The organism is Candidatus Scalindua japonica (genome assembly GCF_002443295.1).
In the GTDB taxonomy this organism is placed as follows: Bacteria; Planctomycetota; Brocadiia; order Brocadiales; family Scalinduaceae; genus Scalindua; species Scalindua japonica.
In genome coordinates this window covers 1-12390 of sequence record NZ_BAOS01000011.1, presented here as the reverse complement: position 1 = coordinate 12390, position 12390 = coordinate 1, and the positions used below count along the sequence as shown (strand labels likewise).

The 12390-nt window shown below is 36.7% G+C and carries 13 protein-coding genes and 1 tRNA gene; 6 read left to right on the top strand and 8 right to left on the bottom strand.

Features of this window, described 5'->3' with window-relative positions:
- Positions 1-275: 275 nt before the first annotated feature.
- From SCALIN_RS07000 to SCALIN_RS06985, 4 genes are all read right to left on the bottom strand, one after another.
- The gene (locus SCALIN_RS07000) at positions 276-920 is read right to left on the bottom strand and encodes a PilZ domain-containing protein (RefSeq protein ID WP_096893747.1); all 645 of its coding nucleotides are present in this window, start codon (positions 918-920) and stop codon (positions 276-278) included.
- A gap of 333 nt (positions 921-1253) precedes the next feature.
- A complete protein-coding gene (locus SCALIN_RS06995) occupies positions 1254-1778 on the bottom strand; it encodes a hypothetical protein (protein WP_096893746.1) in 525 nt (174 codons plus the stop codon).
- Positions 1779-1916: 138 nt separating this feature from the next.
- Entirely contained in the window at positions 1917-2318 is a 402-nt protein-coding gene (locus SCALIN_RS06990) for a DUF4168 domain-containing protein (RefSeq protein ID WP_096893744.1), read from the bottom strand.
- 106 nt (positions 2319-2424) lie between these two features.
- The gene (locus SCALIN_RS06985) at positions 2425-3006 is read right to left on the bottom strand and encodes an LOG family protein (protein ID WP_096893742.1); all 582 of its coding nucleotides are present in this window, start codon (positions 3004-3006) and stop codon (positions 2425-2427) included.
- A gap of 280 nt (positions 3007-3286) precedes the next feature.
- Here SCALIN_RS06985 and SCALIN_RS06980 point away from each other — a divergent pair, with 280 nt between their 5' ends.
- A complete protein-coding gene (locus SCALIN_RS06980) occupies positions 3287-5098 on the top strand; it encodes a phosphoenolpyruvate carboxykinase (GTP) (protein ID WP_096893740.1) in 1812 nt (603 codons plus the stop codon).
- 227 nt (positions 5099-5325) lie between these two features.
- Here the strand turns inward: SCALIN_RS06980 and SCALIN_RS06975 are convergent, their stop codons facing one another.
- Both SCALIN_RS06975 and SCALIN_RS22035 read right to left on the bottom strand, forming a co-directional pair.
- The gene (locus tag SCALIN_RS06975) at positions 5326-5520 is read right to left on the bottom strand and encodes a hypothetical protein (RefSeq protein WP_096893739.1); all 195 of its coding nucleotides are present in this window, start codon (positions 5518-5520) and stop codon (positions 5326-5328) included.
- 12 nt (positions 5521-5532) lie between these two features.
- A complete protein-coding gene (locus tag SCALIN_RS22035; RefSeq protein WP_162532193.1) occupies positions 5533-5676 on the bottom strand; it encodes a hypothetical protein in 144 nt (47 codons plus the stop codon).
- 343 nt (positions 5677-6019) lie between these two features.
- Here SCALIN_RS22035 and SCALIN_RS06970 point away from each other — a divergent pair, with 343 nt between their 5' ends.
- Positions 6020-6598, top strand: coding sequence for a methyl-accepting chemotaxis protein (locus tag SCALIN_RS06970; RefSeq protein ID WP_096893737.1), 579 nt, complete (start codon positions 6020-6022; stop codon positions 6596-6598).
- 199 nt (positions 6599-6797) lie between these two features.
- On the top strand, positions 6798-7010 hold the full coding sequence (locus SCALIN_RS22030) for a hypothetical protein (protein WP_162532192.1): 213 nt from the start codon (positions 6798-6800) through the stop codon (positions 7008-7010).
- Positions 7011-7278: 268 nt separating this feature from the next.
- Here SCALIN_RS22030 and SCALIN_RS06960 read toward each other — a convergent pair whose 3' ends face one another.
- The gene (locus SCALIN_RS06960; RefSeq protein WP_096893735.1) at positions 7279-7524 is read right to left on the bottom strand and encodes a hypothetical protein; all 246 of its coding nucleotides are present in this window, start codon (positions 7522-7524) and stop codon (positions 7279-7281) included.
- A 347-nt stretch (positions 7525-7871) separates the two neighbouring features.
- Here SCALIN_RS06960 and SCALIN_RS06955 point away from each other — a divergent pair.
- The 3 genes from SCALIN_RS06955 to SCALIN_RS06945 all read left to right on the top strand — a co-directional run bounded on the left by SCALIN_RS06955 (position 7872) and on the right by SCALIN_RS06945 (position 9310).
- Positions 7872-7945, top strand: a tRNA-Val gene (locus SCALIN_RS06955).
- A gap of 844 nt (positions 7946-8789) precedes the next feature.
- A complete protein-coding gene (locus SCALIN_RS06950) occupies positions 8790-8978 on the top strand; it encodes a hypothetical protein (RefSeq protein ID WP_096893734.1) in 189 nt (62 codons plus the stop codon).
- Complete coding sequence (locus tag SCALIN_RS06945; RefSeq protein WP_096893732.1) at positions 8975-9310, top strand: hypothetical protein; 336 nt, start codon at positions 8975-8977, stop codon at positions 9308-9310. Before SCALIN_RS06950 ends, SCALIN_RS06945 begins: the two co-directional genes overlap by 4 nt.
- A 909-nt stretch (positions 9311-10219) precedes the next feature.
- Here SCALIN_RS06945 and SCALIN_RS06935 read toward each other — a convergent pair.
- Positions 10220-11962 (bottom strand): transposase, encoded by a 1743-nt coding sequence (locus SCALIN_RS06935; RefSeq protein ID WP_096893728.1) that lies wholly within the window; start codon positions 11960-11962, stop codon positions 10220-10222.
- Positions 11963-12390: the final 428 nt, after the last annotated feature.

Genomic DNA, 12390 nt, shown 5'->3' with positions numbered 1-12390 from the left:
TCGTGTTTTTATATTTTTCCGTTGTTTGTTACCTCGTAATAAATATGTAGATTATATTTTCTAACGGTTATCCTGGCGTAGTTCACGACCAATTCCTGCCAAAATTACGTTAACAGTGGATACATTATTTGTCTGTAATGGAAATGTTAATGGCTATACATGGCATTTCAGTACAGAAAATGGGAAGAAAAACATATAAGAATGCTTTAAGGAGATTTTTTCTGACTGGTTAATGAAAAGGCGGTCAAAGTGTTGATCTGTCTATCCGATACTTGTTAAGTATCAGGAGAAAGATTACCACTTCTCTTTCTGGATGAAATCAATTCACGCTGTCTCTGGAAGATGTATTTTATCAGATCCTCTCTATCATCTTCATTAATAGCAGTAAATGTTACCGACGATTCAAAGCTCTTGTTCTCATTATCATTTGATTGGCATATCCTTGTGAGTTTTCCTAAGAGTATAATCTGTTTAGGAGGATTAATAGGAGGGTCAATGATCAACTCTAATAAAGCATGTGGATTTAACTCTTCTGAAACGAGCATGCTGACACCTGATCCGCTTATATCAATACATTCTCCTGCCGAAGATTCATCTTGTACCTCCTCTACTTTATCAAATTTTTTGAGTATTTTATCCTGATTAGCAATAACTTTGTCAATCTTCTGATCCAGATAAAACAGTATTTTGACCAGTACCGGGTCGAAATCTACTTCATCCTCTATATGAGACCAGTCAAAATCAAATTTTTCTACTTCATTTCTCCTGGCTGTTGACCTGTTTAATGTACGACGGCTGATATAAAGAGGGGCTTTCTTATCATACTCCTTCTGGGTAATTACATTGTATTTGATTATGAAGGAGTCTGGAATTCTTACAGAGTTTCTGTTTTCAGAAGATACTTTTTCTTTGTTGTTCATGTGATTAATAGAGCGATATAAACTATTATTCTATTTTTATCAAGAATTATAACGGGACAGAAAAAGTAGATTGTCAGTGAAACAATCCAACTATTCAGATTCAAAAATAATAATGTAGAAATATACAATTACATGCAGTTGTTATCCTGAAAGCAAGTGTCATTTGGAAAACAACTTACTTGAACATGGATATGTTAACGCTAAAACTCGTATAATTCCAACAATATTTTTAAATATTTATATTTTATTTGTCTTATATAAATGGGGATCCACTTCAGATTATAATTGATAAGGTTAAGTATTGTTATTTTAGCAGATGTGTTTTATAAATCGTTAACGGACATCAATCTCTAACAGTTTGATGCCGGACAGTTCCGACATGTTTCCAACCGGTTTAGTGCCATCGTATCTACTTTCAAGAACTGCTTCTCCATTGTTGTATATATCAATGGTTACTGCATTAATTGTCTTTTGCAATAAAAATTGATAGTAGAATTTTTTGCGATTACCGTAGTTCTTTGTAATAACAGACACAATTTTGTTTTTACCGTGTATCAGTTTGTCACTGGCATCACAAATGTTCTTGCTGTTAAATATTGCTACTTTTTTTGTTTCCAGAAAGACTAGCGCAACAACATCACCTACGGTCAAATCTGTAAGTTTAAAAACCAATCCATCCGTACCATCTTTCACTACAATCTTTGTTGGTGTGCTGCTCGTAACCCGCATTGTATCATTCCAGGCATTCGGGTCGTCCAGAAAGTAGTTTACAATTTTTCCAATTCCGTAGCTTGTTTTGTTTATTGAAAATATAAAAATAAGTATTATTAATGTATATTTGATATATTTCGTTTTCATTTTAGACCTTTCAGTGAGGTATAGTTGCCAGTAATTAGAATCGCATAGTTGGTCAGGCAGCCAGGTTTAGAATACCTGAAGATGACACCTTCCTGTCGGTAAAAAAAGGGAAACATCAGAATTGAAATAGATGTCAGGCTAGTTTGAGTCATTAATCATTTTCTGAACTCTGTTTTGGAAATCTGAACTCTCATTCATTTTTGATGCTATCTTTGTATAATCTTCCACGTTTAAACCGTAGCTTTGAACAATCTTGCTCGTTTCTTTATAACTTGCCTTACTACCAGCTTTATTCATGTATGATTGTACCGCAACAAATGCTTTTGCAAAAGCTATTAATTTTCTGTCGTCTATTATTGAATTTGTACTTTGCTCATAATATGCTTTGTCTCGATTTCGATGTGTTGAGATTTCTGTGTTATAATTCTTAAAACCAGGTGGATTCTGAGTAGTAGTTACTGGTGTTGGTGATGTGATTAATTTTAATATCACAATAATTGTGACAAAGAGTATAAGAAAAGTAAGTAAATATATCTTCATAGTGTTTTACACAAGTATACATGAGAAAATCTAAGATTGATACGCTTTTACACTCCGTACCGGCTCGGACGAGGAGTCAGAGGATTGTTATTGTGGTGATAGCAGCTTAAATTGTTTTTCTATCAATCCATTGCGCGGTTTCAGGCGCTTTGTATGCTTCGAATTTATCCAACAAAACATCCGGGCGCTCATCTATTAATATTGTGGAATGATGCTTAGCTTTTATGAACTGCTCTGTAACAGCATGATCAAGGAAACGAATTAAGTTATCATAATAGTGGCATACATTGAGCAGGCCGCAAGGCTTCCTGTGCATCCCCAACTGTGACCATGTAATAATTTCAAAGATCTCTTCAATCGTACCGAACCCTCCGGGCAAAGCGATAAAACCATCAGACAGGTCCGCCATCAATGATTTTCGTTCATGCATAGAACCAACTTCCCGTAATTCAGTAAGGCCGGCATGCGCAACTTCCCTCTTAAATAGTCCCTTTGGTATCACGCCGATTACGTTTCCGCCTTCTTCAAGGATGGCATTAGCTAATTCGCCCATTATTCCAACGCTGGCCCCACCATAAACCAGCCCGATATTTCTGCTTGCCAAGGTACGTGCCAGCTGTCTGGCTGCCAGTGAGTAGTCACTCTTTCTTCCAGGCCTTGATCCACAATACACACACACATTTTTCATTTTACTTGATTCAATAAAAGATTTTTATTGTATAAGGAATTCATATTCAGCGTGTAACTTGGCAGGCTTATTCGATTCAGGTGGAAAAACCAACTAAGCACTTTCAACTTTGATTATATAATATTTCAAATGATTTGCACCAGGAAAGTATGATTTTAAAACAGAAAAAATGGTTGGAATTTAATGGTGATTTGTTTTACAATACCCAATTGGTTTTCAAAATCTTATATCATAAAAATTATTAACTAATCTTATTATTATAATGTAGACAGGAGACGCTATGGGCAGCACAACCCCGCTAACTAATAATAAAAAACTTCTGGAATGGGTAGACGAGATGGCAAGGATGTGTCAACCTGATAAGGTTGTCTGGTGTGATGGCAGCAAGGAAGAGTATGATGAAATGGCAGATATGCTCGTTAAGAGCGGTACATATGTTAGATTAAATGATGAAAAAAGGCCAAACAGTTATTGGGCAATTTCAGATCCTGCAGATGTTGCCCGTGTAGAGGACAGGACTTTTGTCTGTACAAAAAACAAGGAAGATGCCGGCCCAAACAATAATTGGTGTGATCCGGATGAGATGAGGGCAGAAATGACTGCGCTTTATACCGGTTGCATGAAGGGGCGTACTATGTATGTTGTTCCTTTCAGTATGGGGCCATTAGGTTCAAAAATCGCCCATATTGGTATAGAACTTACAGATTCTCCATATGTTGCAAATAATTTAAAAATTATGACACGTATGGGGAAAGCGGTATTAGATGTTTTAGGTGAAGATGGCGTTTTTATCCCATGCCTTCACTCTGTCGGTAGCCCATTGGAAGAAGGCCAAAAGGATGTTCCATGGCCATGTAATGCCGATAACAAGTATATTACTCACTTCCCTGAAACAAGAACTATCTGGTCATACGGGTCTGGCTATGGTGGAAACGCGTTATTAGGAAAGAAATGCTTTGCTTTACGTATCGCTTCTTCGATGGCCAGGGAGGAAGGTTGGCTTGCGGAACACATGCTTATACTAGGCATTACACCTCCCGGTGGAGAGAAAAAATATATTACAGCAGCATTTCCGAGTGCATGCGGAAAGACAAATCTGGCGATGCTGAATGCGACTATTCCCGGTTGGAAAGTAGAGTGTGTAGGCGACGATATCGCATGGATGAAATTTGGTGAAGATGGTCGTCTATACGCAATAAATCCGGAAGCCGGCTATTTCGGGGTTGCTCCGGGAACATCAATGAAAACTAATCCAAACTGCATGCTTACAATGAAGGAAAACAGCATATTTACCAATGTGGCTTATACGGAAGATGGCGATGTGTGGTGGGAGGAGATGACAGATGAGCCGCCTGCTAAATTAACAGACTGGAAGGGTAATGAATGGACGCCTGAGTCAGGTACTACTGCGGCACATCCAAACGCGCGCTTCACGGCACATGCATGTCAAAATCCTGTAATTGATCCTGCCTGGGAAGACCCAAAAGGAGTTCCAATCTCAGCGTTTTTGTTTGGTGGGAGAAGGCCGAGTGTTGTGCCTCTGATACATCAATCATTCAGCTGGCAGCATGGGACCTTCCTTGGCTCTATAGCCTCATCTGAAAAAACTGCCGCTGCTGCCGGTAAAGTTGGAGAGCTGCGATACGATCCATTTGCAATGCTGCCATTCTGCGGTTATCACATGGGAGATTATTTTAAACATTGGTTGGAAATGGGGAAAAAGACTGATCCGGATAATTTGCCAAAGATTTTCTACGTAAACTGGTTCCGTAAGGGAAAAGACGGTAAGTTCCTGTGGCCGGGGTATGGAGAAAACAGCCGTGCCTTGAAATGGGTAATTGAAAGAGTCTGCGGCGAAGGAAAGGCCGAAAAAACACCTATTGGATGGGTCCCAACCAGGGACGCACTGGATCTTGACGGTCTGGATATCTCAGGCAGTGATTTAGATGAACTGTTAAAAGTAGATCCGGAAGAGTGGAAAAAGCAGGTGCCTTTAATAAGGGAGCACCTTGCAAAATTCGGTGATAGATTGCCTCAGGGGCTTAAAGATGAGATAGACGCTTTGGAAAAGCGATTAGAAGAAGCTTCTTGACTGCATATAAATAATATGACTTAGTAGTGGGTAACACTCTGCTGTTCGACAGTAGAACTGTCGAACAGCAGGATGATAAAGTTCTACTTTTTTGAAATGTATTGAAGTTTAAGCAATATCACGAAACAATTACAATACACCTTTAGTTTTCATTCCATATGGCCCAAGTGGAACTACTGCTATTTTGTATGTCCGACAGTCTAACTGTCTGGCAGAAGTACGAATCATCAGTTCCGGTTTGTCTGTTTCACCATGTCAGGCGTACCAGAACAGGTATTGATACTCTTCTCTTCTACTATAACTACCACTTGGACCATTACCCCTGTTTCATAAACAAAAGCAGCCTGCCTTCTTATATATAAAATCCAATCAAGAAAGTGAATTTCATAATTCTTCAGTAGTGTCAGGTTAAGATTTTGCATAAACTGCTTTTGTCATACCCGAATTCCTCTTCGTTTTCCCGCCCCTGCCAGAATGATTGTCAGGCTGGCAAACTGATTCATCCGGGTGGGTACGGGGACGAGCTTATCTGATATCTGTGTCTCTTCCTGAATACAGGTAGTTAATAAGAAAATCATTCAGGATATCATTTTTTCTGTTTTATAATTAAACACTTTTTTCGCATTAGGTTGTGATACCAGATTTAAAATATGGCACGGATAAAACTAAAAATAAATTATATCGGTTCTTCAGAATATCCTAACTGCAGTTGTCTTAGATTGATACAACAAGTATGCAAAATTTTGTGTTGGAGTCGCTGGTACTACGGTACTGAAGTTGCTTATATTTTACACATAATTGCAACATGTTGTAATATTCTGTTTATTAAGAAATTTTTCTATCGGCAAGCATCAGAGCATATCAGTTGCTTTTTCCGGTTTAACAATTATATGGTCTAATAACTTTAAAGTGGAAGGATAAATGGGTAAGGGAAGTTACAAAAGACGGCAATATATTGTAGATAGTCGATTTCAATATCGTTTGATAAGTAAATTTGCAATCTTGGCAGCGTCCATAGTTATTGGTTCTCTCTCTTTTCTTGTTCTTGTCTATTATCAATATGGAGATTTGCAGATTTCTGCTGTACAGCCAATTCCATTTGATTTTTTAGATAGTCTTCCAGATGGCAAAGTTGTAAAAACATCTTCTCTTTTAGACCTTTTATGGCCGGTAATGTCGATTTGCCTGGTGGTCACAATAGTTTTTACTTTTTTCTTCAGTTTAATTATTTCTCAAAGAATGGCTGGAGCAGTTTACCGCATGCGACGGCTTCTGGATGAGATGGCACAGGGGGACTTGAGGAGTCAGGTAAGTCGACTGAGAAACAAGGATGAATTCAAGCAACTGTTTGTTGATATTATTAATGTAAAAGAGAGTTGGAGAAAACAGATACAAGAGCTTCAGTCGGTATGCAGGGAACTTGATGATGAGAAATATCAAGAATTACATTTTACTCGCATTAAGGAAATTGCCTATTCGTTTAAGACTGAAATAGAATAATATTAATGAATTAGGCATTAGACAGGTTACAGATACATGTCAAACCGTGTTTTATATTTTAATTGAAGGAGTTGAAGTGCGTTCAAAAAGACAGTTAATTATCATCATTTTTATGGTAATAATTCTTTTTTCCTTGTGTATAAACTACACATACTCACAATTATCACCTTCTAAACGCAAGGAACTTGTGATAGCATATATGAATGGATACTATCAGGCTTTACAATTGGATGTTGATGAGATAAAAAGGCTGCAGCTTGACAAAACAGTTTTAAAGCAGAAGGTAAGAGTCGCAGGAGGAAAATATGCGAATTTAATTGATATAATGAATCCACCGAGACATAGTGACGATAGAGGAAACAGAGAGTACAAAGAGCATCAAGTTACTCGGAAAGGAAATCCAAAGTTCTAATCTGGGTTGTGTTTTTATTATGAGTACATATAATGTGGAATCCTGAAAGCACAAAGTTTAATTCTGATTGATAAAAGCGCATATCAATTTACATCAGTGTAAGTATGTCATTCCCGCATGTTTTCCCGTTTTTTCGTTCCTGCCTGAATGTGCGTTTGACTGGCCAGAGAATTGATTCGGGTGAACACGAGGACAATCTTCGCGGGGATCAGTCTCTGCTGGTTTTGCAGTTAGAGACAGTTAGGTAATAAAATTCATCATTTAAAGACTAATTGTACAAGTGGCCTGTTTCGTATTTATGCATACAATCCTTATAATTTGAGTAGAAAAGATGAAAGTTTTTATTCATTAAAGAAGATCTGTTGTAGATTTTACCGTCCTTTGAAACATTATCAGATAGTATGAGTTTCAGTTCATCAATGTTTTCGTTATCCGGATCGTTTGCTTCCAGAAGTTCAATCCCATTTTTAATAGACTTAAAAAGTTGTACGTACTCTTCCTGATCAATATCCATTTCTTGTGTCCTTATTCTTTAAAGGTGATAATGATAAAAAGCAATGTGTGCTTGCCATATTGCCTTGGCAAATTTCTCAGATATCTTACTTATCGGTAATCTAAACATTTTCTTTATAATAATATTTTTCCATTATAATTATAGATGTCTATTTTGTGCCTGCCCGGCAATTCCCTTCGCCAGCCTCAGACGCGCCTTCTAGCGCAGACGGTTCAATAGTGTTAATATAAACAACAGAAGCTTAAACACTTTTGAATTTGCTTGACACTATCTCAGTCTTTGCTAAGATTAAAATCACAAAAAAATCTAAAATCTGCTGCCGGCAGGAGATTTAGAAAGAAAATTTTGGGCGATTAGCTCAGTTGGCTAGAGCACTTGCTCGACAAGCAAGGGGTCACTGGTTCGAGTCCAGTATCGCCCATATTATCAAACAAGGACTTACGGCAAGTGGTAGGCAGTGAAATCCTGAAAAGTGTGACCATTTTGTGACCAAAATTTCAAGGGGTATGGTGAGCAAATTGCTATGCCCCTTTTTTATTATACCCTAAAGGGGTTTGAATCCTCGCTTCGACATTTACTCAGCCTTTTATTATTAATGGCTTAATAAAGTAGAGAGTAGCTGGAACTGAATTAGAACCTACGACTTCCGGGTTATGAGCTCTCTAATAAGGTTTTTGCTAAGTCCATGTATTGCAAATAACTGGTTAATTTGACAAGGTTTAAGTGCTGTTGGATAAATTGGTAATTGTTGAAAATAATGACTATTTTGGACACCTAAAAATTACCATTACATAACAAGAGAAAACCATTTTGCATAAGTTGCATTTATAAGGAGGTAGTAACATGTGAAAGTTTGATCATGTTATGGAGAAGGTGGTAATAATGGTGGAACGGAAACATCTAAATCCCACATGCACAATGTAAGTCCATCTCAAAAACGTCGAAAATTTTGCATAAGCCAAGTTTGTTTTCATTCCTCTAAAGTACATAGAAATATTAAGCGTAATTAGGTGGTAAGTCTGAAAATACTGTGAGTGAATGTCCAACACTCATATGTTTATTTGTCTAAATTTGTTTGCATTAATTTAAGAAATATTGATAATGACAAAGATTGCAAAACAAACACGCTAGGTTGTCAATAAAAAGTATTTTGATATGTAGCATTATACGTGTTAGACTATAGCTGAACACGCCAAGTAGCATATTGTTACTTTGTTAATTATAACTTAAAAGCAACATTTTACCATAGTTGCAACTTAATTTAAATGAGGAAACAACCAAAAAATAGGAAAGCTACCAAATTCAAATCAACTGGTGTTGGAAAAGAGGTATCAGATGCCAAAAAACAATTGATTAGAAAATGGGTAATTAAAAAGCCAAAGCACAAACCAACTGGAGTGGGTACAAAAATAATAAATGCATTAATAAAAAAATATCCTTCCGAGGGCAAATGAGCACTTCTAGACAGAGTAACGAATACAGGTTTAATGTTTTCATAAATTGTCCATTTGACAGTCAATTCACAAAAATATTTCATTCAATAATATTTACAACAATATACTGTGGGTTTAAACCAAGATGCACGCTGGAATCCACTGATTTTGGCATAACAAGGATGAGAAAAATATATGATATTATCAGTGAGTGTGGATTAGCCATTCATGATATTTCAAAATTTAGGCCACATTCTCATAAAGCACTCCCAAGGTTCAATATGCCTTTAGAATTAGGTATTTTCTTAGGTGCTAAAGAATTTGGGAAGAAAAAAAAGAATGTTTTATCGTAAATGGGGAAAACAAGACTCGACCGACACTATACAAGAAATATATTTCTGATTTGGAAAATCATGATATACAATCTCATCAAAATAAGGCAAAAGAAGCTATGATAAAAATAAGAAATTGGTTCAACGGTTTTTTTTATGTAAAAGATACTTTACCTAGTGGGCTGTATATTTGGGATTTATATTCTAAATTTATCAAGAGGCTAGAAGAAACCTGTAAGGAGAAACGTTTGCCGATACCGTCTAAACTGGAATATAACGACTTCACTAGAATTACTTACGAATATTTAGTACAGATTGAGCATTTACAAAAAGAAGCTTAAAATTAATTATATTTGAACTGGCTCATCTTGTATCAATTTGTACGAGTTATAGTTGCATCAACTTCACCATGATGGGGTGTGGGTGAAGTAACTATTTTTTGAGTTATCCACGTTTATGGAAAATCTATATTTTCCTACTCATATCAAGCGACATTAGGCAGTTAGTCTGAGATATCATACTTCTTTTTATCTTGATTTCAACAATATATAGGTTTATTATTCAAATTCATTCAATTCATACAGCATAAAGACTATACCACATAGGATGAGGTGGATAAGTTGTTTTAAATAAAGTTTGTTTTACAGGGAGGTAAACATATGAACTTTCTTATCACGCACATAACCGTTCTTGAAGCGTAATATAGCCATATACGTAACTTATAAGTAATCAATATAATGATAAATATTTACTCTTTTCGTTAATAAATATATTATCAAGTATTTTTGAAGAAACACGTATAAAACTAATTAGCAATAGACTGGGCAGACTTATAGTTTCACTAATTTGTAGAACAAATATAAAAGTAAATGTTAGGAGCTTTTAACACCGATTTTCACAGGCTCTGAAATAATCACAATATTCCCCTAATCAAGCAGTCCAAATAATTTCTATAGTTTTTCCATTAAGCCATGGCACGTGAAAAGGCGATTGTAATTTTTCTACCCCAAGCAGCACAGGAGTGTGACTTCTTTTTCTTATTTTGATCAAAAACTTATTGCCATCATAGACTACCCTGCCGGGCACATCAATAAATTTCTTAAAGATTGTAGGTGCAAGATTATTTTCAAATCTTCGTAAATCATTTGCTAACCTGTGATAGAATGTATCTGCTATCATTGACCATAAAATATCAAAATGTATCCGAATCATCAGTGGTGAAGAGAGGGCGTTAAGATTGAAAAACGCCACTAACTCTGCAAGCTTGTTTTCTATCCTCCAACGTTTCGCATACACCTCCAAAATACTTTGAAGGGGCAATTCCGTATTGTTTGTCACAATAAAAGTAGGCTCGCTGCGGCCATGATCTTTTACTATTATTTGACGAAATGAGCTTTTGCAATCCTTTAACCTGAGCTGGCTCTCATAAACTGATACTCTTTTATATTTTCGCTTTGGAATAGGCACGTAAATCTTTTTCCAAACCCCTCTGGGCAACTCCCTGGTTTCTTTTATCAATCTGGCATAACGTTTCCGCAGGGTTACAAACTTCACCTTCCTCTGTGTCAGATCATCGAGTATCCTATATGTTGTAAATTTACAATCGAAAACCAGTGTTTCCGCAACATTCTCTTTTATGCTTTTCCAGTACTCTACAAATTTATTAATCTCATTGGCCTCTTCCCTGCGTAATACATCTGCCCTCGTATACACAATGGCATTGCTAATACCATCAGAAGCAAAAATTGTATTAGCCCCTTTCATCGTTTTGCCTTTCGCTCCGCACCAAACCTTTTCCATTTCTGATTCATCTCCATGATGTGGGATTGAGTGAAAATCCAGATTAATGAACCCGTTTCCATAAAAGGCAGGATACTTTTTATGAAAAAGCGATACGACTTTTTGTTGTAAGTCCATTAACTGTTGTTCAGAACAACGACAAGAGTAGGTACACATATACGTAGGTTTCGGGAGGATGTTTAACCCGGCAAAAACCCCTAACCCCGGTTCTTTATCATAAGAGCCAATATGGCTGAGCCGTTTGCCGCCTATTAATTTGAGAAGTAACATTGATAAACAGGCTTGAGTTGCTCCAATATCGCTTGATTCGGGTAGTTTACACTCTTTTATTAAATCCAGTATGCCGGATTCTAAAATATAGGGGATAAAAAAGAATACCCCCACACTGGGACAGTCAACATGGAATTTCTCAAGCTCAGTAAAATTTAACTCTTGCGTGCGTTCCGCTATGATCTTTCCATCACGAGTCTTTCCGAGCTCCTTGTTCGTTCTACGCTTTAACTTGCCAAAGCCGGCTTGTTTTAAAATACGCTCTACTGTGCTTACTGACAAATCAATGCCATCTTGTGTTAAACGGAATTGAATATCAGGGGTTGAAAGCCTTTGTTTTCTATAGGCAATGATTTTTTTCTGCACGTCAGAGGGAGTTCGTTTGTGCTGTGGTCCTTTTTGCACAACCGGAAAAAGTTCTATTTTTCTCGCTTTTGCATCTCTTAGCAAAGCGTAGATCGTGCTGCGTTTGTAATGATATTTTTTTGCAACCATTTCAACTGATTGCTTTTCAAGGACAATAGCACGTATGGCATCGTACTGTTTCTGTCGTTGTGAAGGAGGGTTTTTAAAATATTCTACAAGGTCAAGGCATTCTTTCATTAGGGCCCAATTATGATTAATAAATACTGTAAATAATAGCAATAGACAACTGTCCGTACTGCTACAATAGCTTAAATACAGGCTATTTGGTGTATGCTATTGCCGAAAAGAATAAATTCTATCATATTTATAATAATCAGTATATATATTTATTCATCAAATTACAACCCTAATTTTTACAAAATACGTCTGGTGGTCGGAGATAAAAAAAAAGAGGCGAAGGCCGAATAAAGATTTATTGCAATAGGGCGAAAGTCCTGTTTTACAAAGGCCACACAGTGTTACACTAAAATTGCCAGCAATAGTGAGAAGCAAAAGGGTAGAAAATATACAGAGTTCAAACAGATAAATTTAACACATTATTATGACTGTCTCAGAGACAGTCAAAATCAGTGCCAAAAAATATGATAGACACCACGACTACACGC

Excerpts from the sequence above, each read along its gene's own strand:
- SCALIN_RS07000 (WP_096893747.1), bottom strand. The coding sequence starts at position 920 with ATGAACAACAAAGAAAAAGTATCTTCTGAAAACAGAAACTCTGTAAGA.
- SCALIN_RS06995 (WP_096893746.1), bottom strand. The coding sequence starts at position 1,778 with ATGAAAACGAAATATATCAAATATACATTAATAATACTTATTTTTATA.
- SCALIN_RS06990 (WP_096893744.1), bottom strand. The coding sequence starts at position 2,318 with ATGAAGATATATTTACTTACTTTTCTTATACTCTTTGTCACAATTATT.
- SCALIN_RS06985 (WP_096893742.1), bottom strand. The coding sequence starts at position 3,006 with ATGAAAAATGTGTGTGTGTATTGTGGATCAAGGCCTGGAAGAAAGAGT.
- SCALIN_RS06980 (WP_096893740.1), top strand. The coding sequence starts at position 3,287 with ATGGGCAGCACAACCCCGCTAACTAATAATAAAAAACTTCTGGAATGG.
- SCALIN_RS06975 (WP_096893739.1), bottom strand. The coding sequence starts at position 5,520 with ATGCAAAATCTTAACCTGACACTACTGAAGAATTATGAAATTCACTTT.
- SCALIN_RS22035 (WP_162532193.1), bottom strand. The coding sequence starts at position 5,676 with ATGATTTTCTTATTAACTACCTGTATTCAGGAAGAGACACAGATATCA.
- SCALIN_RS06970 (WP_096893737.1), top strand. The coding sequence starts at position 6,020 with ATGGGTAAGGGAAGTTACAAAAGACGGCAATATATTGTAGATAGTCGA.
- SCALIN_RS22030 (WP_162532192.1), top strand. The coding sequence starts at position 6,798 with ATGAATGGATACTATCAGGCTTTACAATTGGATGTTGATGAGATAAAA.
- SCALIN_RS06960 (WP_096893735.1), bottom strand. The coding sequence starts at position 7,524 with ATGGATATTGATCAGGAAGAGTACGTACAACTTTTTAAGTCTATTAAA.
- SCALIN_RS06950 (WP_096893734.1), top strand. The coding sequence starts at position 8,790 with ATGAGGAAACAACCAAAAAATAGGAAAGCTACCAAATTCAAATCAACT.
- SCALIN_RS06945 (WP_096893732.1), top strand. The coding sequence starts at position 8,975 with ATGAGCACTTCTAGACAGAGTAACGAATACAGGTTTAATGTTTTCATA.
- SCALIN_RS06935 (WP_096893728.1), bottom strand. The coding sequence starts at position 11,962 with ATGAAAGAATGCCTTGACCTTGTAGAATATTTTAAAAACCCTCCTTCA.